This window comes from Symbiobacterium terraclitae (assembly GCF_017874315.1).
GTDB lineage: Bacteria > Bacillota > Sulfobacillia > Symbiobacteriales > Symbiobacteriaceae > Symbiobacterium > Symbiobacterium terraclitae.
On sequence record NZ_JAGGLG010000011.1, the window covers coordinates 14,712 to 37,329 of the forward strand.

Below are 22,618 nucleotides of genomic sequence, written 5' to 3' on the forward strand. Positions count from 1 at the left end.
TGCATCAACAGAGGCGCCAGCGGCGCATCAGCCGGGCCAGCGGGCGCAGCAGGCGGAGCGGCGCGAAGCGGTAGATCTCCCGGGCGATGGCCAGCGCGTCCTCCTCGATGAAGCGGACCACCAGCTCCCGCTCCCGGTCGGTCTCGGCGGCCAGCAGGCAGCGGGCGTTGCGCCAGACCCGGTCGCGCCACGTCTTCAGGCCGTACGTGGTCAGCTGCTGATCCAGGTCGCCCAGCAGCCGGCCCAGGGGACGGACGAGCCGGCCGTAGTGGGCGGCGATCTCGTCCTGCACGGCGGGGATCAGGTCGTGAAGCACCCGGTTGATCTGGTCGTGGTCGAAGCGCCGCCGCACGGTCTTGAAGATGGCCTGCTCGTCCCCCTCGGCGCGCAGGATCTCGGCCACCACCAGCGGCAGGTCGTTGTTGATGTGGGCGTTCATCCCCAGGAGGATGTCCTGGAGGAGGAACGCCCGCTTCTGCTGTGCGATGCGGAAGGCGTACTCCCAGGCCGGCGGCGGCGAGCTGCCCCGCTCGAAGCGCTCCAGGGAGTCGAAGTAGTACCACCCGAAGCGGATGGCGACCCGCTCCACCCAGGGCGGGTCCAGGAAGAAGGGCCGGCGCAGGCGATCGCGCACCTCCAGCGTCATCCGGTGGTAGACCCGGAGGAAGGCGGCCCGGTGGTCGCCCGCCCGGTCGAACCGGTCCAGTTGTGCCTTCAGCACCGCGGCCAGGTCGTCGATGCTGCCCACGTCCGCACCGCCCATCCGCATCGGGATCGCTTGCCGGATGTGCGCCACCTCCCCTCCGGGCGGACTCCTGCGACCGTCACCGCCCACTTCTAGTCTGCGCCTACCCGGTCAGCAACTTTTCCATCATCACCCCCCAGACCTGGAATCCCCGGGCCTGGGAGGTCTTCTGCCCCAGCGGGTTGGTGGCGTGGACCCAGTTGGTCACCCGGCGGATGCCGAGCCGCCGTAAGTACTCCTCGCCCAGTTCGTGCATCTGCTTCGCCAGTCCCTGGCCCCGGTACTCGGGCCTCAGGTAGATGTCCGCCATGTACCCCTGCGGCTCGCCCGTCCGCTCGTCCGGCCGGATGCCGATGAGCAGGAACCCCACCGGCCTCCCGCCGTCCACCGTCACGATGGCCGTTCCCCCCGGCGAGCTGAGGGTGGCCAGCAGGTTGCGGTGGGCGTTCTTCCGCACCAGCTCGGGCCGGGCCACGGCCTTGTCCGTGGGGCTCATGATCTGCCAGTCGGTCTCCGCCGCCATCTCCAGCAGCCAGGGCAGGTCGGTCCAGTGCCAGAAGCGCACCTGCGGCACGCGCTCGCTCCCTCCTTTCTCCCCCACGGTACGCTGCCCCGGGCCGGGAGGTACCATGGGCCCCGGCCCTCCATAGGATGAAGGAGCCCGCACGAAGAGGAGGGAGGGCCGCATGTACCAGTACAGGCAGGGCCACTCCGCCGACCTGGCGTGGCTGCAGCTGGCCGCCGCTGCTGCCGCGTGGGAGTCGCTCTCCCCAGAGGAGCGCACACGGATGCATCCCGTGATGGTGGCCCAGCGTGCCGCGCTCCAGTGCCGGCAGGTGCTGGCTGCCCCGGGCAGCGCGCTGATCGTGGCGCAGCAGGGCTTCCAGCCCGTCGGCTACCTGCTGCTGGCCGTGGCGCCGGACGGGAGCACGGAGGAGCCCACGGCGCTGCTCATCGACCTCTGGGTCCACCCGGCGCACCGGCGCCGCGGCGTGGGGAGCGGCCTCCTGGCCGCCGCGGAGCGGGGCGTCGCCGGCCTGGGTCTGAGGAAGATCAAGCTCTGGACGGGACTGCACCACCGCCCGGCCGTCGAGTTCGCCCTCAGCCGGGGCTTCACCCCGGCCGGGCTGATCGGCGTGAAGGACCTGTAACCGCCGCTCACACGGTTACATAAGCTGAGACCGGAGACGTTCCACCCACGCGGTGGTGCTTATCCCGGTACAGATCGGAAGGAGGTTCCCTTAGTGTCCAACAAATCGCGGGTCGTCACATCGACCGCCTGCCCCGTTGACGCCTCGCGGCCGGTGGTTACGGTACGCTGCCCCGACAGGACCTCGGTACCCACTGCCACCGCCGGGGTGACCGACAAGCTGGATAAGAAGGGGTTCTTCCCGTTCTTCGGCTTCGGCGGCAAGAGCGTCCCCGGACAGGTCTTCAACAACCCGGCCGTAGACCTGGCCCCGTTCAACAAGCTGGCCTCGCTGGCGGCGTTCAGCCCGACAGCCGCCCTGGCGGCCAAGAGCCCGACCCTGGCCATCTTCAACCCGGCCATCAACCCGGCGGCAGCGTTCCTGCAGTTCAACCCCGGCGCCGCGCCGACGCTGGCGCTCAAGGGCAAGCCCTTCGGCAAGTTTGGCATATAGCTGGCGGAAGGAGGGGGAGTCACACGGCTCCCCTCCTTCCGGTCAGGAGGTAAGCACCACATGAACTTCGGTGGGTTCGACGCGACCGATCAGGTCTTCTTCAACCCCGCAGTGCAGCTGGCTCCCCTCTTTCCGCTGGGGTCCCTGGCCGCCTTCAACCCTGCGGCCGCCCTCGCGGCCAAGAGTCCGACGCTGACCATCTTCAACCCGGCCATCAACCCGCGCGCGGCCTTTCTGGCCTTCAACCCTGCTGCGGCGCCGACCCTGGCCCTCACCGGCGGGTTGGGCAAGCCGTTCTGGAAGGGCTGCGGGTGGTGCTGAGGGCGCGGCCGGCGGTGCAACTGTGGTCGCAGATGACGGGGGCGATCCGCCCCCGTTTGCCGTGTCAGGAAGGAGCGTGTAGCCCGTGAAGCGCCACGTTGATGTTCCTACGCCTGCCGACGTCTTCTTCGACCCCATCGTCCAGTTGGCGGCGCTCTGCCCCATCTGCGCCCTGGCGGCTCTCCGCCCCGAGGCCGCCATCGCGGCGCTGGCGCCCGCCCTGGTCCTCTTCAACCCCGCGCTGAACCCCGAGGCGGCGCTGCTGTCGTTCGCCCTGGCGCCCGTCCGCCCGCGCCGGGGGTGGATGCAAGCGCGTGCGGTGCACCCAGCGGCGCGGCCGGGTGCCACCGGGATTGCCGCGGACGCTGCTTGGGGCGGATCAGCGCGTGCGGGAGGAGGGATCGCCGTCCGCCCGGGGGGCGCCGTCGCACGGTCGGGAGGGGATCGCTGGGTGTTCACCACCCTGAAACGGGCGTAGATCTGATAGCAGGAAGAATAGGCGGAAAAAGCGAATCGAAGGGAAGTTGCACCGAGTCTGAAGGGGGATGGACACGTGGCGACTGGGGAGAGGAAGGAGCGGTTCGCGGGCGTTTCAGACCGCCCGGTCAAGCGCTTCTACGGACCTGATGACATCGCTGGCTTCGACTACGAACGCGATCTGGGCGACCCCGGCGAGTATCCCTTCACTCGCGGTGTCCACCCGACGATGTACCGCGGCAAGCTCTGGACGATGCGGCAGTTCGCCGGCTTCGGCACGGCGGAGGAGACCAACGCCCGTTTCCGCTACCTGCTGGAGCAGGGGCAGACGGGCCTCTCGACCGCGTTTGACATGCCCACGCTCCTGGGCTACGACTCCGACCACCCCTATGCCAACGGCGAGGTGGGCAAGCTGGGGGTGGCCATCGACTCGCTGCGGGACTTCGAGATCCTGTTCGAGGGCATCCCCCTGGACAAGGTCTCGACGTCGATGACCATCAACCCGCCCGCCTCCATCATGCTCGCCATGTACCTGGTGGTGGCCGAGCGCCAGGGCGTCTCCTGGGACCAGGTGAGCGGCACCATCCAGAACGACATCCTCAAGGACTATATCGCCCAGAAGACCTATATCTACCCCCCGGGGCCCTCGATGCGGCTGATCACCGACGTGATGGCCTTCTGCGCCCGGAACGTGCCCCGGTGGAACACCATCTCCATCTCCGGCTACCACATCCGCGAGGCCGGCGCCACCGCGGCGCAGGAGCTGGCCTTCACGCTCGCCGACGGCATGGCCTACGTGGAGGCCGGCATCAAGGCGGGGCTGGACGTGGACGAGTTCGCCCCGCGGCTCTCCTTCTTCTTCGACGTCCACAACGACTTCTTCGAGGAGATCGCGAAGTTCCGCGCCGCCCGGCGCATTTGGGCCCGGGTGATGCGCGACCGCTATGGCGCGAAGAACCCGCGCTCCTGGATGCTGCGCACCCACGCCCAGACCGCCGGCGTGAGCCTCACGGCGCAGCAGCCCGAGAACAACATCGTGCGGGTGACGCTGCAGGCGCTGGCGGCGGTGCTGGGCGGCACGCAGTCGCTGCACACCAACTCCTACGACGAGGCGCTGGCGCTGCCCAGCGAGGAGGCGGTGCGCATCGCCCTGCGCACGCAGCAGATCATCGCCGAGGAGAGCGGCGTCGCCAACGTCGTCGACCCGCTGGCCGGCTCTTACTACGTGGAGCACCTCACCAACAAGCTGGAGGAGGAGGCCTACGAGATCTTCGCCAAGATCGAGGCGCTGGGCGGCGTGGTCGCGGCCATCGAGAAGGGCTGGTTCCAGCAGCAGATCGCCGACTCGGCGTACCGCTTCCAGCGCCGGGTGATGAACGGCGACTACCGGGTGGTGGGCGTCAACGCTTACGCCGACCCCGATGAGAAGCCTACGACCAACATCCTGAAGGTGAACCCCGAGGTGCAGCGGCGGCAGATCGAGCGGGTCCGGCAGGTGCGGCAGGAGCGGGACCAGAAGGCCGCGGCGGCGGCCCTTGCCGAGCTGCGGCGGGCCTCGCAGACCAGCGAGAACCTGATGCCCTATATCATCGCATGCGTCAGGAACTACTGCACCGTGGGCGAGATCTGCGGCATGTGGAGGGAAGTGTGGGGCGAGTACCGGGAGGAGTCGGTCTACTAGATCCGGGCAGTGGGGGGGAGCGCACGTGGAAGCCGTATCCACTCGTAAGATCAGGGTACTCGTGGCGAAGCTGGGGCTCGATGCCCACGACCGGGGGGCCAAGGTGGTCGCCCGGGCCTACCGGGACGCGGGCTTCGAGGTGATCTACACAGGTCTCTATCAGAGGCCGGAGGCGGTGGCCGCGGCCGCGATCCAGGAGGACGTGGACGTGGTCGCCATCTCGTCGCTCGCCGGGGCGCACGGGGTCTTGATTCCGCAGCTGATCCAGCTGCTCCGGGAGCAGGGCGCAGACGACATCCTCATTCTGGCCGGCGGCATCATCCCCGAGGACGAGGTGCCGGCGCTGCTGGAGGCGGGCGTCTCCCGGGTCTTCGGCCCGGGCTCCGACCTGGATGAGATCATCGAGTACACGAAGGTGAACGTGAAGCGATGACGGTACAGCAGCGGGCTGCGGAGCTGTTTGCACGGCTTGCGGCAGGCGACCGGCGGGCCCTGGCCAGGGGGATCACCTGGGTGGAGAACGGCGCCGAGGAGGCGACGGCCCTGATGCGCCTGGCCTACCCGCGGACGGGCAGGGCCCACGTGGTGGGCATCACCGGGCCGCCGGGGGCCGGCAAGTCCACGCTGGTGGACAGGCTGGCCATGGAGCTGCGGAGTCGTGGCCAGACCGTGGCCATCGTGGCGGTCGATCCCACGAGCCCCTTCTCGGGCGGGGCGATCCTGGGCGACCGCATCCGGATGCAGCGCACCCTCACCGACCCGGGCGTCTTCATGCGCTCGCTGGCGGCCCGGGGGCACCTCGGGGGCCTCTCCCCGGCCACGGGCGAGGTGGTGGGGCTGCTGGACGCCTTCGGGTTCGACGTGATCCTCGTGGAGACCGTGGGGGCCGGCCAGTCCGAGGTCGAGATCATGGCCCTGGCCCACACCACCTGCGTGGTGGTGATCCCCGGCATGGGCGACGAGATCCAGGCGATCAAGGCCGGCATCCTCGAGATCGGCGACGTCTTCGCCTGCAACAAGGCCGACCGGGAGGGCGCGGAACGCACGGTCAGCGAGATCGAGATGATGCTGGACCTCGGCCACATGGGCAAGCCGGGCATCAACCGCTGGCCGGTTGAACCGGGCGGTGCGCCGCCCAAGGCCGCGGGGGCTGGCGCAGGTGCAGGTGCAGGAGTAGGGGACGCACTGCGCCGGCTCGACCGCACCGGTCACCACAGCGCAGAGGAACTCGCCGGCGCGGCCGGCCACATGACCCATGCGGCGGCCCATGTCGCCGCACGCCACGGCACCGCCAACCCCGGCGACGTCTCCTGGCGGCCGCCGGTGCTGAAGACCGTGGCCAAAGACGGCCAGGGCGTGTCCGCGCTCGCCGACCGGCTGGCGGAGCACCTGGCCTTCCTGAAGGAGACGGGCCGCTGGGAGGCCCGCCGCGAGCAGGACGCCGCCCTGCGCGTCCAGGCGCTGGTCAGCGAGTGGGTGGCCCGCGCGACGCTCGCCCGCGCCCGGGCGGCCGGCGACTACGAGCGGCTCGTCCGCCAGGTGGCCGAGCGGCAGCTCGACCCCTACAGCGCCGCGGACGAGATCCTGAAGAACCACTGGGGCCGGTGACGCTTCCGGGGCGAACGGGCCGTTGGCGATACTCAGGCGCCGCGGGCGACACACCGTCGGGAACAACCGAGGCCGGTGACGGTACTCGGATCAAACGGGGCCGATGACGACCCTCTGGGATGACCGGGGCCGGTGGGGGCACCCGGGGAGAAACCGAAGAGGAGGCAGGAACGATGAACTTTTTCCTGACCGAAGAGCAGAACATGGTGCGGCAGGCGATTCGCGACCTGGCGGAGAAGGAGATCGCGCCCCGCTCGGCCGAGTACAACCGCAACCACGAGTTCCCGTGGGCCAACTTCAAGCTGCTGGCGGAGAACGGCTACCTGAACATGCACCTGCCCGAGCCCTACGGCGGCGGCATGGACTGGGTGAGCTACGCCATCGTCATCGAGGAGCTGGCCCGGGCGTGCGCCGTCACCTCGGTGATCTTCGAGGTGCACTGCTCCCTGCACTCCGAGGCGATCTTCCACTTCGGCACGCAGGAGCAGAAGGACCGCTACCTGCCGAGGCTCACCCGCGGCGAGATCCTCGGCGCCTACGCCCTCACCGAGCCCGGCGCCGGCTCTGACGCCGCCGCGCTCCGCACCACGGCGGTCAAGGACGGCGATCACTACGTCCTCAACGGCGAGAAGACCTTCATCACCAACGGCGGCCAGGCGGGGCTCTACGTGGTCTTCGCCCGGACGAACCCCGACCCCGCGGCGGGCCACCGGGGTATCTCCGCCTTCCTGGTGGAGGCCGGAACCCCCGGCTTCAGCGTGAGCAAGCCGATGGAGAAGATGGGGCTGCACGCCTCGCACACCACCTCGCTGTACTTCGAGGACTGCCGCATCCCGGCGTCCCAGCTCCTGGGCAAGGAGGGCGAGGGCTTCAAGATCGCCATGTCCATCCTGGACCGGGGCCGCATCGGCATCGCGGCCCAGGCCGTGGGCATCACCCAGGCGGCGCTGGAGGACTCGATCAAGTTCGCCAAGGAGCGCCATACCTTCGGCAAGCCCATCGCCGAGCACCAGGCCATCGCCTGGAAGATCGCCGACATGGCCACCGACCTGGAGGCGGCCCGCCTCCTGCTCTACCGGGCGGCCTTCCTGATGCAGCAGGGCGCCCGGGCGACGAAGGAGATCTCCATGGCCAAGCTGTTCGCCTCGGAGATGGCGATGAAGCACACCGTGGAGGCCGTGCAAATCCACGGCGGGTACGGATACATGCAGGAGTACCGCGTCGAGCGCCTGATGCGGGAGGCGAAGATCACGCAGCTCTACGAGGGCACCAGCGAGATCCAGCGGCTGGTGATCTCCCGGGCGCTGCTGCGGGATTAGGCATATCTGTTGATAGAGGAGCCCCCGAGGGCGAGAGACCTCGGGGGCTCCGGATTTCCGAGCGTCGGTGACGGGGGGGTCGAACGCGTGGGGAGGAGATGGCTGGTTGTGGCGGCATGCGTGGCACTGGCCGCCATGGTGGGCATCGGCTGGGTGTACACACACCCGCCGCTCAGCAGCAGAGGCCATTCCGAGCGATCGGATGACGAGGGCAACATCGTGGTGTACGGGATCGACCTGGACAACAGAGGGCGCTGGCCGCTCACGCTGACAGCGGTGACCGTCGGCGGGAAGGAGGTCCTGCCTCCGCACGCCGTGGCTGTGGCCAACTTCGCAGACGGTCAGATTGCCGGCAGCGCCGCCATTGATCTAGAAGCCAACGGCTACAAGCTCACGATCGGCCCGATCTACGGCTGGGAGATCCTGTCGCAGCGGCACGTGCGCGGCTTCCGCTACGCGATCAGGCTGGACCTGAGGGGGCTGGACGCCGAACCTGGGAGGATCGTCGTGCACTACCGGTACCTCGGGCTCCCGCTGAGGTATGACGTGACCCCGTAGTGGTCGATTTCAAGCTGGATGAGAGGCTCCAAGGTAGGAGCGTGCTCCCGGCCAGGGGCATGCCCCATTCCGGCGACCAGTCGCCCTGGGCCCGGCTGCCCCATTCGGGGGGAAGCCCCATGGTGGGGGTGAGGCGCCCCAGGGTAGACGGCGTGCCCCCCATGGCGGTCATGGGGTATCCCCCATTCCCCGCCGCATTGGTTCTGTTCTCCACGACTGTTGATGAGGCTGAGGACCACTCGCCCTGGGCCCGGTTGCCCCATGGCGGGGGATGTCCAATGTGGGGGGATGTCCATTGCGGGGGGATTCCCTATGGTGGGGTGAGATGCCCAACGGCGGGGTGAGGCGCTCCAGGGTAGACGTGCCCCCTTGCTGCCGACCGGGGGCATTCCCCATTCCCCGCCGTATTGGTTCCGTTCTGCACGACTGTTGATGAGTCCGACGACCGCTCGCCCTGGGCCCGGCTGCCCCATGGCGGGGGGAGCAGCCCCATGGTGGGGGGGAGGCGCTCCGGGGTAGACGGCGTGCCCCCTGGCTGCCGGCCGGGGGGCATTCCCCATTCCCCGCCGCATTGGTTCTGTTCTCCACGACTGTTGATGAGGCTGAGGACCACTCGCCCTGGGCCCGGCTGCCCCATGGCGGGGGATGTCCAATGTGGGGGGATTCCCTATGGTGGGGTGAGATGCCCCACGGCGGGGTGAGGCGCTCCAGGGTAGACGGCGTGCCCCCTGGCTGCCGACCGGGGGCATTCCCCATTCCCCGGCGCATTGGTTCTGTTCTGCACGGCTGTTGATGAGGCCGACGACCACTCGCCCTGGGCCCGGCTGCCCCATGGCGGGGGGAGCAGCCCCATGGTGGGGGTGAGGCGCCCCAGGGTAGACGGCGTGCCCCCCCTGGCGGTCATGGGGTACCCCCCATTCCCCGCCGCATTGGTTCCGTTCTGGACGACTGTTGACGTGGTGCGACGATGGCCCGCCACAGCCCCAGTGCGTGCGGCGATGCGGCTTCTCCGTCCGATGCCTACCGGCCCCACGCCGTTATCGGGCCCACTGGGACGAGGCGTGAGCTCCACGCTGGGGTCCAGGCGAGTTTCACTCCCGCTTGGTTCATACCCCAGATCCGGGCGCTGGCCGGGGCCCGTCAGTGCTGTGCGACCTGCTCCGCACACGACCCCACCGGCCAACGCCGCTGACGGCTCGGAAAATCACCCGCGCGGGTGAGAACCGAAGTCTGGACGGAGGAACTAGTGTTCGAGTATACTGGGCGTGGAGTCCAGTAAAGGACAGTTCTTACATCACATCGCCGGTGGGGGCGGCGGTGATGCCGACGGAGGCGGCGGGGGTGGCGGTGATGCCAACGGAGGCGGCGGGGGTGGCGGTGATGGCGGTGATGCCAACGGAGGCGGTGGCGTCGCCAGCGAACGCTGCGCACAGGATGGGGAGTGCACTTCATCCGTTCGCACCAGCGCAGTTGGGGCAGGTGCGGGACGGCGGCAGTGATCCCACGGCCAACGATCAGACGGAGCGGATCCTGTGTCCGTGGTGCGGCTGCGCCCGGGTCGTAAGGAATGGCAGCTTCCGGCTGCGGTCGGGCGAGCGCGTGCAGCGTTACCTGTGCAGGACCTGCGAGCGCACCTTCAGCCCGCTCAGCGGCAGACCGGCGTACCGGCTTCAGAAGATCAAAGAGTGGAACGCCTCGGTTCGCCTGCTGGCGGACGACATATCCCTCCGGCAGGTCGCCTCCCGCCTCAGCGTCAGCGTGTCCACGGCCTTCCGTTGGAGACACCGCGCCCTGGCCTATCTGAGCGGCCAGCGCCGCCGGCCGCTCGGCCCCAGAGTGGGCGTGCGCGTCGTTCACGTCAAGTACTCCGAGAAGGGCAGCCGCATCTGCAACGGCCCGGGCAGCTGGGGTTACTGGAACTTCGTGCGCCGTGGCCCCGAGCCCGCCGGGTACGTCCGCCCCAGGGCGGCTACCGGTGCCCGGCGGCGGTTCCGGCTGTTGGTTGACGGACGGCCACTCCGCGTGATGGTGGCGCAGAGTGAGCAGGGGATGGAGCTGTCGATCCTCGGGCAGGGCCGAATCGCCCCTGAGGTCCTCAGGGACGGTCTGTCGCAGTTGGTGGAGAAGGACTCGCATGTGTTCGCCTTCGGGTACGAGCTTAAGGAGGCCTGCGAATCCTTGGGCCTGGTCTGCCATAATGGCTTCGCCGCCGCGGGTGGCACTGCGGCTCACCGCTCGGAACCAGGCAAGGCTCTCCCAGCAGGCGTGCCCGAGCCTCGTCCCGTTCGGTGCCCTGCACCGCCGGATGGGTGGCTGCGCCGCTTCAAGGGCGTTGCGACGCGCTACCTAGCCCACTATCTGGCCTGGTTCCGGGACATTGCCCGCTTTGCTTCTATGCCTGATGTTGCAGCCGGCGCGCAAGGGCGTGCCCTGGCGTCGCTGTTGGCCTCTCGTGGCGATGGCCCGCTGAATGAAATGCCCGTGTAGTCCTCCGAGGGGGCTACACTGGGCTACATCCGGGACTCACGCCCTGACGGCCACGAGCAGCGCATGCGTGGCCCCTAGATCGAGAGCCTCGCGGCGGGGATGCGCTGCCCCGCACGGATGGCCTCGCACTGCGGGTGCGCTGCTCCACGCGGATAGCCTCGCGCCGCGGATGCGCTGCCCCACGCGGATGGCCTCGCACTGCGGATGTGCTGTCCCATACGGATAGCCTCGCACTTCGGATGCGCTGCCCCACGCGGATGGCCTCGCGCTGCGGATGCGCTGCCCCACGCGGACGGCCTCGCGCTGCGGAGGTATGGCCCCGCACCGGGGGCCTCGAGCCGCGTGGACGGCCACCCCACCGAGGGCCTGGCGCTGCGGAGGTACGACCCCCACACCGAAAGCCTCGAGTTGCGGATGCATGGCCCCGCACCGAGGGCCTCGGGATGCGGGTACGCAGCCCCGCGCGGATGGCCTCGCGCTGCGGATGCGCTGTCCCACGCGGACGGCCTCGCACTGCGGATGCATGGCTCCCTACCGAGGGCCCCGAACCGCGTGCACGGCCACCCAAAGGGCCTGGCGCTGTGGAGGTACGGGCCCCACACCGAAGGCCTCGAGTTGCGGATGCATGGCTCCCTACCGAGGGCCTCGAGCTTCAGTGTGCGAGCTCGTCCGGCTGGACGGCGGTGCAAGAGGGTACCTCGGCTAGTCGATCAACAGTTGCTGCGAACAGAGCCAATGCGTCCGGGGTTGCCCCCCACACCGAGAGCTTGGCGCTGTGGAGGTACGGGCCCCACACCGAAGGCCTCGAGTTGCGGATGCATGGCTCCCTACCGAGGGCCCCGAGCCACGTGCACGGCCATCCCACCGAGGGTCTGGCGCTGTGGAGGTACGGGCCCCACACCGAAGGCCTCGAGTTGCGGATGCATGGCTCCCTATCGAGGGCCTCGAGCTTCAGTGTGCGAGCTCGTCCGGCTGGACGGCGGTCCAAATAGGGCGACTCGGCTAGTCGATCAACAGTTGCTGCGAACAGAACCAATGCGTCCGGGGTTGCCCCCCACACCGAGAGCTTGGCGCTGTGGAGGTACGGGCCCCACATCGAAGGTCTCGAGTTTCCGATGCCCATGGCTCCCCACCGAGGTCCTCGAGCTGCAGTGTGCGAGCTCGTCCGGCTGGACGGCGGTACAAGAGGGTGCCTCGGCTAGTCAATCAACAGTTGCTGCGAACAGAACCAATGCGTCCGGGGTTGCCCCCCACACCGAGGGCCTGGCGTTGCGGAGGTACGGGCCCCACACCGGAGGCCTCCAGATTCGGATGCCTGGCTTCCGACCGGGCGCCTCAAGCTGCAGTGTGCGAGCTCGTCCGGGTAGACGGCGGTCCAAATAGGGCGACTCGGCTGGTCGATCAACAGTTGCTGCGAACAGAACCAATGCGTCCGGGGATGGCCCGGGTCCGAGGCAGGGTTCAAGCCCAAACATTTCAACCCAAGTCAAACACGCATCGGGGATCCAATGCATCGAAGGCCTTCCGCGGCCAGTGGCGACAGCGTCTCCGGGCGCGCGTCGGTGAGGGGAAGCCAGACGGTCCCCAGGGAATCGTGACCGTCGGGGCCGGATTTCACAGGGGCCGGGCCTGACACGGACACCCGGTACAGGAAGCCCAGGTGGTGGAGTTCGACCATGTGGGTGCCCGTGTCGGAGACGAAGGTGGAGACGCGGCTGAACGCGCCGACCAGATCTCTCACCTCGACGGCGATGCCGGTCTCCTCCAGGAACTCCCTCACCACGGTATCCGGCGGTGATTCGCCGAACTCGATTCCGCCGCCCGGCAGATCGCAAAGGCCCTTGTACGGGCCTTTCGCCTTCTTGATGAGAAGGATCTTCCCACTGTCGATGCAGATTCCATATGCCCCGATCCGTGTCTCCCGAACAGGCATGGTGGCCAGAACGGCAACCCTCCCTCATACATGCGCATTTCGGGCCGCCCCGTCACGGAGCGGCTCAGGGGTGTCTCATGAACTCTTGAACCGCTCGATCAGCGCCGGCGGGTTGATGATCGGCCCCAGGCGGTAGGTACGGCCCGCGTGTTCGAACTCGGTGTAGCTGCCGGTCTCCAGTGCCGCCTGGTAGAAGCGCTCCGGGGACAGGTCGGGGTCGACCTGGAGCCCCAGGGCATAGATGCCCACCAGGTAGGGCACGGCCCAACTCCAGCCTCCGTGCCGGTCGAAGGCGTAGTCGGTCTGGCCGGTGGGGCTGGCGGTGGTGCGGGAATCCATGGGCACCCAGATGCGGTAACGCAAAGCGGGACCGGTCGGCGTAGTACATCTCGGCCAACCAGTCGCCGGGGCGGTAGGAGTCAGGGCCGTTGGGGTCCGCCGGCGGCTCCCGGCCGAGCCCGTTGAACACGGCCTTGACCTCGTCATACCCCTCAACACCGGGGCTGTAGCCCCACGAGATGCCGATGACCCTGATGCGCTCCTTGAGGGGGCGCGTGGCGTTGTCGTCGAGGATCTCGTGCACTCCCCTCACTGCGGCAATCCGGGTCCGACGCCGTCGGGGAAGGACTGCAGCAGCAGGTCCACGAAGAGCCGCGCTGCCTCGGGCAGCTCCCGGGGATGGGGCAGGATGAGATAGGTGGCCGAGAGCGGCAGCTCCATGTCCACGGGCACGGTCACCAGCCGCCCCTCGGCCAGCTCCCGCACCACCGACGACTGCGGCAGGAAAGAGACCCCGAGCCCCTCCTCCAGGAGCCGCTTGGTGATGTCGACCCGGTCCACGGCGAGGGTGCGCAGGTGAGGCTGGCGCTCGGCCACCGCCATCAGGAGCGCGTCCCAGTACATGGGGTGGTTGCCGGTGAGGAGCAGGTGGCGGCCCAGCAGATCCACCCAGTGCGCGCCGGCAGCATTTGCCGGTGATGCGACCAGCAGGACAGGATCTGTGTATAGCACTGTCGAAGACGTGTCAGGATGGACAGAGGGTGACCGGGCGAGCCCGACGTGGGCCGCACCGGAGGCGATGACGGGGCCGACGGCCGGAGAGACCTCGGTGGTGATCATGACCTCCACCCGTGGGTGCTCCTGGGTGAACCGCTTCAGGAGCCCCGGAAGCACCGACGTCGCCACCAGCGGGGAGGTCACCAGCTGCAGCCGGGTGTCGTATCCCTGCCACCAGGCGGTCATATCGTTGACGGCCTGGTCGTAAGCCGCCAGCACGCGCTGGGCGTGGGGCAGGAAGCGGCGCCCGGCCGCGGTGAGGCGCACCCGCTTGCCCACCCGGTCGAACAGGTGGAACCCCAGGATCTGTTCCAGCTGACGGATGTGCGCGGTCACCGTGGGCTGCGCGAGGTACAGCCGCTCGGCGGTCTGGTGGAAGTTCTCCAGTTCCGCCGCCGTCACGAACGTGTGCAGGAGCTTGAGGTCCACGCGCTGTCCCTCCCCTCGCCGAGATTGGAGTGCACATTTCGAGATGTCTGTACGGTTTCCCTGTCGGGGCAGCCGTTCACATCGCACGAAGGAGGAAGGGTCCACATGCCGCAGGTCATCGGGCATCGGGGCGCCGCGGGCACCCATCCGGAGAACACGATGGCTTCGTTCCAGAGGGCGTTTGAGATCGGCGTCGACGGCATCGAGTTTGACGTGCACCGCACGGCGGACGGCCACCTGGTGGTCATCCACGACCCGAACGTCGACCGCACCACCGACGGGTCCGGCCTGGTCATGGCCATGACGCTGGCGGAGATCCAGGCGCTGGACGCCGGCTCGTGGAAGGACCCCGCCTTCGCCGGCCAGCGCGTGCCGACGCTGCGGGAGCTGGTCCGTGCGACCCCGCCGGGGGTCCGGCTGTACCTGGAACTGAAGGCTGGCTCCGTCCACTATCCGGGCATCGAAGAGGAGGTCGTCGCCCTGCTGAAGGCCGAGGGCGTGCTTGAGCGCACGCAGATCTCCTCTTTCGACCACCGGGCGCTCGTACGGTTCAAGGAGATCTGCCCCGAGCTGCCGCTGGGCATGCTTACCTCCTGCAACCTCGTGGACCCGGTTGGCATGGCGAAGTCCATCGGCTGTGAGGCCATCCATCCCGCCTGGCCGTGGGTCACGCCGGACTACGTGGCCGCCGCCCACGCCGCCGGGCTGAAGGTCAACTGCTGGACGGCGGACGACCCCATGGCCATCGCCATGATGAAGGCCGCCGGCGTGGACGGCATTATCAGCAACTACCCCGAACGGGTGAAGGACGGCTAGGACCCGGCTGCTCAGGTGAATGCTGGTCAGCACCCGGCTGCTCAGGTGAATGCTGGTGAGCTCTGGCTGGTCGGGTGAATGCTGGTGAGCACCCGGCTGCTCAGGCGAATGCTGGTCAGCGCCCGGCTGGTCGGGTGAATGCTGGTGAGCGCCTGGCTGGTCGGGTGACTGCTGGTCAGCACCTGATTGCCCGGGTGAACTCCGGCTGTTACCCGGTTGCAGGATAAATACATGCACGCCCCGAAGTTTCGGGGCGTGCAGAGTTGGCTTCGGGGATAGGGGGGAACCGGATGTTCGGCCGTTTGGGTTTCTGGGAGATTCTGCTCATCGCCCTGGTGATCGTCCTGCTCTTTGGCGCTTCCAAGCTGCCGCAGCTGGCCCGGGGGATGGGCGATTCCATCAGGGAGTTCCGCAAGGCGGTGAAGGAGGAGGACGCGGAGAAGAAGGAGGAGTAGGTGGCGCGGGAAGACTAGCCACCGAAGTAAGGAGGCTCCGCCGTGCTCTGGCTCGTGCAGCTCTTGGCCGGTGCCCTCTTGATGTCGCTTTCGGCCAACGTGTTCCTCGTGCCCCTCAAGTTGGCGGAAGGCGGCGTGACGGGCATCGGCATTATTCTCTTCCACACGCTGGGGGTGCCCATGTGGGTCACCCAGGTGGTCGCAAACATTCCGATTCTGGCGCTGGGGGTCAGGGTGAAGGGCTGGCGCCTCCTGTGGCGTTCCCTGGTGGGCGTCGCGGCCTACTCCTTCTTCCTCGGGGTTACGGCGGGCATCCCGCCGATCACCGATCAGGTCGTGCTGGCCATCGTCTACGGCGGTCTGACCATGGGCGTCGGACTCGGGCTGGTGCTGCGCTCGGGCGGCACCACCGGGGGCACCGAGGTGCTCGCCCTGGCGCTGCAGCAGCGGTTCGGCTTCTCCGTGGGCTCGATGGTGCTCGCGGTCGACGCCGTCGTGCTGACCCTGGCTGCGATCGCCTTCTCGCCCGAGGCGGCGATGTGGGCGGTGATCACCCTCTTCATCTCGTCCAAGGTGGTCGACGTGGTGCAGGTGGGCTTCTACTCGGCCCGGGGCGTCACGATCATCACCACCCGCCCCGACGAGATCGCCCGCCGCATCATGACCGAGGTGGAGCGGGGCGTGACGATCATCAACGGCACAGGCGCGTACACCGGCGAGCCCCGGGCGGTGCTCTACACCGTCGCCCAGCGGGCCGAGCTGGCGCAGGTGAAGCAGATCGCACACGAGGAGGACCCCAAGGCGTTCGTGGTCGTCGCGGAGGTCCACGAGGTCCTGGGCGAGGGCTTCCGTGACCCGGCGAAGGAAGGGCATTAGGCGTCAATGACATGCAAGCCGGCGCACGTTGGTGCACCGGCTTGTTTTCTCCTCAGGACAGATACCACATCACATAGAGCGGCACGGCCACCGTCGCCAGGGCCAGGAGCACGAGGCCGGCCGCGCCCAGGCGCAGGCGCTGGCGCCAGGCCCAGCGGGCGTAGTTTGTCGTGTAGACGGCCACCAGCGCGCAGACCAGAACCACGAGAACGCTGATCACCGCTGCATCCCCTCCTCGGAGGCGCGGGTCGGGGTGAGCGTCAGGCCGTAGCGGCGCAGGCTGACCCGCACGCTCGTGTTGATCTCCGCCTTCGGGTAGCGGCCGGGCCAGTCGTAGGCCTCCCAGGCCTGCACCGTGGGGAAGTGGCGGATGGCGTGTCGGCCGAACCCGACCACGTCTGCCCCCCACTCCTGGGTCCGGGCGATGACCTTGTTCATGGTCTCCTGCAGCTGGCTGGCGATGGCCTGCTCCAGTTCCGCCTGGGCTGTGGGCCAGGCGTAGTCGATGCCGGAGGGGATGGCCACCACCTCGGCCTCCAGGATCACCTCGGCCCGGATCGCGGGCCGGTCGCCGAGCCGCTCCACCGTGATGCGGGTGGGTCGGCCCTTACTGAGATGCACGGTGACGAACTGTTCGGGCTCCCGGGGGTCGCGGAAGGCGGCGTGGGCCGAGTAGAACTGGTTCTCCAGCATCAGCAGGGCCCGGATCTCCTCGCCGTCCAGCACGCCCACCATCCGCGAGCCCCGGAATGCCGCGGCGCCGATCATGTCCACCGGGGTTCCGCCCCGGCGCGGCAGCTCGCCGGCGACGAGCCGTGCTTTGCCGGAGGCAGAGACAGAGCCCCGGATGGCGTCCGACTCCTGGTCGATGGCCGCCGCGTAGTAGGTCAGCGGCTGGGCGTAGCCGACGTTCAGCAGCGCGGCCACGGCGCTCACCTGGCTGGTGGCCGGGAGCGATGCGGTGTTCCGGTGGTGGTACGTCAGCTGCTCGACGTACTGGATCGGGTTCTTGTCGAGCTCGGGCTTCAGCTTCTTCAAGACCTCGGCGGCGGGCTCGCGGGTGACCACGACGAACGCGGTCTCCCGGATCTGGCGGAAGCGGAGGAGCTCGTCGAAGAACGGCAGCCCCTGCTCCCGGGCCAGGCTCTCGTGCACGAAGAGGGCCTGGGCGTGGTCGAAGAGGACCTCGCGGCCGACGTACCCGTGCAGGATGACCTGGGCGCCGGCGAGGCTCGGCGCCTCCACGGTGGTGATCAGCACCGGGGGCTCGTCGCCGCCGCCCCCCTCCTTGCCCGCGAGGGCCCCGGGCTTGGCGATCATCACCGTGATGGCGTAGGGGCTCACCTTGCCCTCGTCGATGCCCACAGCGAGGACGTACGCCCCCTGCTCGATCTCCACCCGGTTCCAGCACCCCGCCAGGAGCGGCATGAGCAGCACCAGTCCCACCAAGGGGAGGAGCCTGAGGGAGCGCAGGCGGCCCCGCCGGCGGCCAAACGGTTGCCCCAGCACCCTACGAAGCATTGGCGGCCGCCCCCTTGCGGCGGATGAGCGCAACGACCCAGAGCAGGAGCGGCACGGCCAGCACGGCGAAGCCCAGCGGCCGGACCCAGTCGCGGTCCAGGATGAGCACGCTCACGTAGTCCTTGGGCAGCAGCGACAGGGCCGTCAGGATGGTGGCCAGCGGGAAGAGCACCGGCCGGTAGTCGGGCAGCCGCAGGGCGCCGGTCAGGGAGATGGCGGTGGCGTACATCAGCGCGGACACGCGCACCGCCGCCGCCAGGATCCAGAACATGACGATCAGCGCCTCGGTGCGCTGCAGGAAGCGGCCCAGGTAGACCAGGCGGGCGAGGTAGTAGAGCGGGAAGGGGTCCTGCCGGGCCAGGGGGGTGCCGGCGATGCCCACCAGGACCACTACGGTCAACGTGGCGGCCACCCCGAAGAGCAGGATGCCCCGCAGGCTGCTGTGCTGCAGGCTCCGGGCGTCGCGGAAGGCGTGGCCCATGGCCAGGAGGACGATCACCTCCGCCGACATGCTGGCGTAGTAGAGGGCACCGGTGACCGTGCGGTCCAGGCCGTAGCCCCAGAAGGGGAAGAGCAGGCTGGTATCCACCCGGGGAAGGCTGAACAGCAGCACCAGCAGCACCCCGGCGGCGATCAGCGGCAGCAGGACGTAGGAGGCGCGCGCCACGGTCTCCGCTCCATGGTAGGCGGTGAACACGGCGAGGACGGTCCCGGTGAGCACGAGCACGCTGGGCGGGGTGTCGGGCAGGATGGTGATGACGAAGGTCTCGGTGAAGTTCCGCAGGGAGACCGCCGTGACCGCGGCCAGCCATACCGCGACCACCAGGGTGAGCAGCGGACCTATCACGGGGCCCGCCGCCTCCAGGCTGATCTCCGCCAGGCCGTGGCCTGGGAAGCGCCGTCCCAGGGCGACGATGGGCAGCGCGAAGAGCATGCCGAAGAGCGTGACCAGCAGGGCCACCTGCCAGGCCGCGGGCCCTCCGACCTTCACCAGGTACTGGGGGTACTGGAGGAACAGCATGCTGCCCAGCACGGTGAACAGGAGCACGCTGCCCTCCCGGGCGCCGATGTGGCCTTTATACCCTTGCATGGTCTACCCTCCTTCGGGCGAATTGGTCTGCGGCGACTGCGGGTCCCACTGGCGCACGATTTCCTTCTGCCGCCGCCGGTTGAGCAGGGGCAGGTAAGGCGGCCTCTCCTCCTGCCGGTACAGGGGCGGCGTGCTGATCGCGTCCTTCACCGGGCCCGTCGTCCCCACCAGCGGGGCGAGGTAGGGCACCCCGAAGGAGCGCTGCGCCGACGCGTGGACCACCACGGCGTAGAGGCCCGCGGCCAGTCCCAGGAAGCCGAACAGGGTGGTCAGCAGCAGCAGGAGGAAGCGGAGCAGGCGGATGCCCCAGCCCATCAGGTAGTTGGGCAGGGCGAAGGAGGCCAGCCCGGTGGTGGCCACCACCAGGATCAGCACCGGGCTGACGATGCGCGCCTCCACCGCGGCCTGCCCCAGCACCAGCGAGGCCACGAGGCCCACCGTGGGGCCGATGACCCCGGGGATGCGGGTGCCGGCCTCCCGGATCAGCTCGAAGACCACGTCCATCGCCAGCAGCTCCACCACCGACGGCATGGGCACCGGCTCGCGGCTCTGGGCGATGAAGAGCATCAACGCAGTCGGTACCATCTCGGGATGGTAGTTCACCACGGCGATGTAGAAGGAGGGCAGGAGGAGCGCGATGACCAGAGCCCCCAACCGGATGTACCGGAGCGCGGAGCCGAAGGGCCAGTGGAGGTAGTAGTCCTCCGCGGTCTGCAGCAGCGCCCAGAAGGTGGTCGGGCAGATGATGGCGGTGGGGGACGTGTCGACAAAGAGCGCCACGTGCCCCTCCGAGAGGTAGGCGGCGGTCCGGTCCGGGCGCTCGGTGAGGAGCGTGGAGGGCAGGAGCGAGTGCGGGTTGTCCATGATGTACTGCTGCAGTGTGCCCGCGCCGTTGACGATGTCCACCTTCACCGCCTCGACCCGCCGCTTCACCTCGGCGACGAGCGCCGGCGGGGCGATGGTGTCGATGTACAGCATGCCGACGTAGGTCTTGCTCACCTCGCCCACGGTGAGGATCTCGGTGACCAGCCGGGGGTCCTTCAGGCGGCGGCGCACCAGGGCCACGTTCACCCGCCAGGCCTCGTTGAAGGCGTCGTGGGGGCCCCAGATCACCTGCTCGGTCTTGGGGTCGCCCACGCTGCGGACCGGCGGCTCCTTGGTCTCCACCGCCAGCGCCACCGCCGCGCCCTCGACGAGGACCACCGTGTCGCCGGACAGCAGGGACTCGGCGATGGAAGCCCGGTCGTACTGGCGGCTCACCTGGTGGCCGGCCAGGAGCCGCCGCTCGATGCGGTCCACGGCGTCGTCGCCCTGCCCGGGCTCCAGGCGCAGCTCGTGGGCGAGCAGCATCAGCGGCTGCATGATGTTGTCGTTGATGACCGTCTTGTCGCTGATGCCTTCGATGAACAGGAGGACCGCCCGCACCGGCGGGTCGGTGGCGATCAGGATCGTCCGATCGATCAGGTCCTTGTTGGTGGGCGCCCGGAACAGCTCCTTCACCTTCTGCAGGTTCTCGTCCAGGCTCGTGGAGAGGTCGCCGACCTTCTCCAGCGCGTCCTTGCCCTTCGGGGCCGCTTCCACCAACCGGTCGAGGCGGGTGAGCAGCGCCTCGGTGCGCATGCGGGCGTCGGCCAGCATCTCCGCGCTCGGCGGCCGGCCGGTCCCCGATCCGCCGCCGTCCCCCAGGATGAAGGTGTCGTCCCCCATGGACGCTGACGGATCGAGCAGGCGCTTCAGCCGCTCCCAGATGTTCACGCACACCCCTCCCGTTTCCAGGTGTAAGGTGCCCGTGCCCATGCGCGCGCTATACCCGCACAGCCGCGGCGCGGTATGGCGCGGGCCGGCGCGGGCATGCTAATCCGCGAGTCCGCAAGCGTTCACCGGGAGGAGGTCGGCGCAGCGTGCGCGCGTGGCAGAGGCACTTACGGCAGATGGCCTTGCTGGTCCTGGCGTTCTGCCTCGCGGCGGTCTCGGGGTGCATGACGCCGCAGCGACAGCCCGAGCAGCAGCAACAGCAACAGCAGCAGGGCGATGGGCAGCATCAGCAGGGCCAGGACGAGGGCGGCGATCAGGAAGAGAAGAAGCAAGAAAAGAAAGACGAGGAGAAAGAGGAGAAAAAAGACCAAGAGAAGCCAGCGGGCCACAGCGACCATTCCGGCGGTGGCCACGGCGGCGGCCAGGGAGGCGGTGGCCAGTAGGGAGGCTGTGGCCTCCCTTCACTTTTCGCCGCCCGACAGGGAGTCAGGCGGTTACAGGCGAAATAGCAGGAAAGAGGCGCCATTTCACCGCACGGACGAGGATGGTGATGGGATGAAGCTCACGATCATCGGCGGAGCCAGCGCCTACACGCCAGACATCATCGAGGGCCTGCTGCGGGAGCACGCGCTCTTCGCCGGCGGCGAACTCTGCCTCCACGACATCGACGACATCCACCTCCGCGTGATCGAGCGCCTGGCCCGGGGCCTCGTGCGGACGGCGGGGGCTGACCTGCGGGTCACGGCCACCCGGGACAGGGCCGAGGCGATCAGCGGCGCCCGGTTCATCCTGACCCAGCCCCGAGTCGGCGGGCTGAAGCACCGGGCCCTGGACGAGCGCATCCCGCTGAAGCACGGGCTGATCGGCCAGGAGACGCTGGGCCTCGGCGGCTTCGCCTTCGCCTGGCGCACGATCCCCCTCATGCTGGAGATCGTGGAGGACGTGCGCCGACTGGCGCCCGAGGCGTGGATCATCAACTACGCCAACCCGGCGGGCATGGTGACCGAGGCTGTGCTCCGCCGCTTTCCCGACGCCCGCTTCATCGGCCTGTGCGACATGCCCACGGGACTGCAGTGGGGCATCGGCCGCCTGCTGCGGGTGGACTTCCACCGCATCGCCCTGGACTACGCCGGCATCAACCACGGCGGCTGGGTGTCCCGGGTCCTGCTGGACGACCGGGACGTCACGGTGCGGCTCCGCCGCTGGGCGGCGCTGCTGGGCCCGGTGGCCCGCCTGCTCCCCCTCCGCGAGGAGACGGGCACGGTGCGCCTCTTCCGGGAGCACGGCATGGTGCCGGACCCGTACCTCCGGTACTACTACTACAAGGATCAGATCCTGAGGCATCTGCTGTCGGCGGGCAGGACCCGGGCCGAGGTGCTGATGGAGCGGCTGCCCCGGCTCTACGAGCACTACGCGGCGGTGGCCTTGGAGGAGCGGCCGGTGCTGAAGGAGCACCGGGGCCACCAGTCCCACGCCGACCTGGCCTCGCAGGTGATCGCCGCCATGGCCGCGGGCCGCCCCACCCGCTTCGTCATCCAGCAGCGGAACGGCGGCGCCGTGCGCCACCTGCCCCCGGACGAGGCCGCCCAGTTCCCGGCCGTCGTGGACGGCGCGGGATTCCGGCCCATCCCGCAGCCGGCCCTGCCCCGGGAGGAGGCGGAACTGATCGCGCACATCAAGGCCTCCGAGACGCTCAACGTCCGTGCGGCCATGGAGGGCGACCGGAGCCTGGCCGTGCAGGCCGCCGAGCTGAACCCGCTGGGTGCACCCCGGCCCCTGGCGGGCAGGGTGATCGACGAGCTGCTGGCCGCGCACCGGCCGTACCTGCCGCAGTTTGCGTGAGGGCGC

General features: G+C 69.0%; 24 protein-coding genes. 15 read left to right on the plus strand and 9 right to left on the minus strand.

Annotated features, from left to right (window positions below; translation table 11 throughout):
* Nucleotides 1–4 precede the first annotated feature (4 nt).
* Both J2Z79_RS08025 and J2Z79_RS08030 read right to left on the minus strand, forming a co-directional pair.
* Nucleotides 5–796, minus strand: coding sequence for a DUF5995 family protein (locus J2Z79_RS08025; protein ID WP_209466355.1), 792 nt, complete (start codon nt 794–796; stop codon nt 5–7).
* A 52-nt stretch (nt 797–848) separates the two neighbouring features.
* Nucleotides 849–1,319: a GNAT family N-acetyltransferase gene (locus J2Z79_RS08030; RefSeq protein ID WP_209466356.1), complete on the minus strand. Its 471-nt coding sequence runs from the start codon at nt 1,317–1,319 to the stop codon at nt 849–851.
* 112 nt (nt 1,320–1,431) lie between these two features.
* On the opposite strand from J2Z79_RS08030, the gene J2Z79_RS08035 reads away from it, so the two are divergent.
* From J2Z79_RS08035 to J2Z79_RS08080, 10 genes are all read left to right on the plus strand, one after another.
* Nucleotides 1,432–1,896: a GNAT family N-acetyltransferase gene (locus tag J2Z79_RS08035; RefSeq protein ID WP_209466357.1), complete on the plus strand. Its 465-nt coding sequence runs from the start codon at nt 1,432–1,434 to the stop codon at nt 1,894–1,896.
* 93 nt (nt 1,897–1,989) lie between these two features.
* Nucleotides 1,990–2,388, plus strand: a complete 399-nt coding sequence (locus tag J2Z79_RS08040) for a hypothetical protein (RefSeq protein WP_209466358.1) — start codon at nt 1,990–1,992, stop codon at nt 2,386–2,388.
* A gap of 60 nt (nt 2,389–2,448) precedes the next feature.
* Nucleotides 2,449–2,709: a hypothetical protein gene (locus J2Z79_RS08045; protein ID WP_209466359.1), complete on the plus strand. Its 261-nt coding sequence runs from the start codon at nt 2,449–2,451 to the stop codon at nt 2,707–2,709.
* Between the two features lie 85 nt (nt 2,710–2,794).
* Nucleotides 2,795–3,187 carry a hypothetical protein gene (locus J2Z79_RS08050; protein ID WP_209466360.1) on the plus strand — a complete coding sequence of 131 codons (393 nt, stop codon included), beginning with the start codon at nt 2,795–2,797 and terminating at the stop codon, nt 3,185–3,187.
* A gap of 75 nt (nt 3,188–3,262) precedes the next feature.
* Entirely contained in the window at nt 3,263–4,867 is a 1,605-nt protein-coding gene (locus J2Z79_RS08055; RefSeq protein WP_342589446.1) for an acyl-CoA mutase large subunit family protein, read from the plus strand.
* 25 nt (nt 4,868–4,892) lie between these two features.
* Entirely contained in the window at nt 4,893–5,300 is a 408-nt protein-coding gene (locus tag J2Z79_RS08060; protein ID WP_209466361.1) for a cobalamin B12-binding domain-containing protein, read from the plus strand.
* Complete coding sequence (gene meaB / locus J2Z79_RS08065) at nt 5,297–6,475, plus strand: methylmalonyl Co-A mutase-associated GTPase MeaB (RefSeq protein WP_209466362.1); 1,179 nt, start codon at nt 5,297–5,299, stop codon at nt 6,473–6,475. Before J2Z79_RS08060 ends, meaB begins: the two co-directional genes overlap by 4 nt.
* A gap of 173 nt (nt 6,476–6,648) precedes the next feature.
* Entirely contained in the window at nt 6,649–7,794 is a 1,146-nt protein-coding gene (locus J2Z79_RS08070; RefSeq protein WP_209466363.1) for an acyl-CoA dehydrogenase, read from the plus strand.
* 108 nt (nt 7,795–7,902) lie between these two features.
* The gene (locus tag J2Z79_RS08075; RefSeq protein WP_209466364.1) at nt 7,903–8,352 is read left to right on the plus strand and encodes a hypothetical protein; all 450 of its coding nucleotides are present in this window, start codon (nt 7,903–7,905) and stop codon (nt 8,350–8,352) included.
* A gap of 1,371 nt (nt 8,353–9,723) precedes the next feature.
* Nucleotides 9,724–10,839: an IS1 family transposase gene (locus J2Z79_RS08080; protein WP_209466365.1), complete on the plus strand. Its 1,116-nt coding sequence runs from the start codon at nt 9,724–9,726 to the stop codon at nt 10,837–10,839.
* A gap of 1,486 nt (nt 10,840–12,325) precedes the next feature.
* Here the strand turns inward: J2Z79_RS08080 and J2Z79_RS08085 are convergent.
* The 3 genes from J2Z79_RS08085 to J2Z79_RS08095 form a co-directional block, all read right to left on the minus strand.
* Nucleotides 12,326–12,772, minus strand: a complete 447-nt coding sequence (locus J2Z79_RS08085) for an NUDIX hydrolase (protein WP_209466366.1) — start codon at nt 12,770–12,772, stop codon at nt 12,326–12,328.
* 75 nt (nt 12,773–12,847) lie between these two features.
* On the minus strand, nt 12,848–13,135 hold the full coding sequence (locus J2Z79_RS08090; protein ID WP_209466367.1) for a hypothetical protein: 288 nt from the start codon (nt 13,133–13,135) through the stop codon (nt 12,848–12,850).
* A gap of 225 nt (nt 13,136–13,360) precedes the next feature.
* Nucleotides 13,361–14,257, minus strand: a complete 897-nt coding sequence (locus tag J2Z79_RS08095; protein WP_209466368.1) for a LysR family transcriptional regulator — start codon at nt 14,255–14,257, stop codon at nt 13,361–13,363.
* A 105-nt stretch (nt 14,258–14,362) separates the two neighbouring features.
* Here J2Z79_RS08095 and J2Z79_RS08100 point away from each other — a divergent pair, with 105 nt between their 5' ends.
* The 3 genes from J2Z79_RS08100 to J2Z79_RS08110 all read left to right on the plus strand — a co-directional run bounded on the left by J2Z79_RS08100 (nt 14,363) and on the right by J2Z79_RS08110 (nt 16,404).
* The gene (locus J2Z79_RS08100; protein WP_209466369.1) at nt 14,363–15,073 is read left to right on the plus strand and encodes a glycerophosphodiester phosphodiesterase; all 711 of its coding nucleotides are present in this window, start codon (nt 14,363–14,365) and stop codon (nt 15,071–15,073) included.
* A gap of 290 nt (nt 15,074–15,363) precedes the next feature.
* Nucleotides 15,364–15,528: a twin-arginine translocase TatA/TatE family subunit gene (tatA, locus tag J2Z79_RS08105; protein ID WP_209466370.1), complete on the plus strand. Its 165-nt coding sequence runs from the start codon at nt 15,364–15,366 to the stop codon at nt 15,526–15,528.
* A gap of 42 nt (nt 15,529–15,570) precedes the next feature.
* Nucleotides 15,571–16,404: a YitT family protein gene (locus J2Z79_RS08110; protein ID WP_209466371.1), complete on the plus strand. Its 834-nt coding sequence runs from the start codon at nt 15,571–15,573 to the stop codon at nt 16,402–16,404.
* Nucleotides 16,405–16,456: 52 nt separating this feature from the next.
* Here J2Z79_RS08110 and J2Z79_RS08115 read toward each other — a convergent pair whose 3' ends face one another.
* Genes J2Z79_RS08115 through J2Z79_RS08130 form a run of 4 tightly spaced genes read right to left on the minus strand, consistent with a single transcriptional unit; the run spans nt 16,457 to nt 20,770 of the window.
* Nucleotides 16,457–16,624, minus strand: coding sequence for a hypothetical protein (locus tag J2Z79_RS08115; RefSeq protein WP_209466372.1), 168 nt, complete (start codon nt 16,622–16,624; stop codon nt 16,457–16,459).
* Nucleotides 16,621–17,925 (minus strand): Ger(x)C family spore germination protein, encoded by a 1,305-nt coding sequence (locus J2Z79_RS08120; protein ID WP_209466373.1) that lies wholly within the window; start codon nt 17,923–17,925, stop codon nt 16,621–16,623. The genes J2Z79_RS08115 and J2Z79_RS08120 overlap by 4 nt, the downstream gene beginning before the upstream one ends.
* Nucleotides 17,915–19,015 carry a GerAB/ArcD/ProY family transporter gene (locus tag J2Z79_RS08125; RefSeq protein WP_209466374.1) on the minus strand — a complete coding sequence of 367 codons (1,101 nt, stop codon included), beginning with the start codon at nt 19,013–19,015 and terminating at the stop codon, nt 17,915–17,917. The genes J2Z79_RS08120 and J2Z79_RS08125 overlap by 11 nt, the downstream gene beginning before the upstream one ends.
* Nucleotides 19,016–19,018: 3 nt before the next feature.
* A complete protein-coding gene (locus J2Z79_RS08130) occupies nt 19,019–20,770 on the minus strand; it encodes a spore germination protein (protein ID WP_209466375.1) in 1,752 nt (583 codons plus the stop codon).
* A gap of 146 nt (nt 20,771–20,916) precedes the next feature.
* Between J2Z79_RS08130 and J2Z79_RS08135 the strand changes: the two genes are divergently transcribed.
* Nucleotides 20,917–21,213 carry a hypothetical protein gene (locus J2Z79_RS08135; RefSeq protein ID WP_209466376.1) on the plus strand — a complete coding sequence of 99 codons (297 nt, stop codon included), beginning with the start codon at nt 20,917–20,919 and terminating at the stop codon, nt 21,211–21,213.
* 112 nt (nt 21,214–21,325) lie between these two features.
* Nucleotides 21,326–22,612: a 6-phospho-beta-glucosidase gene (locus J2Z79_RS08140; protein WP_209466377.1), complete on the plus strand. Its 1,287-nt coding sequence runs from the start codon at nt 21,326–21,328 to the stop codon at nt 22,610–22,612.
* Nucleotides 22,613–22,618 lie beyond the last annotated feature (6 nt).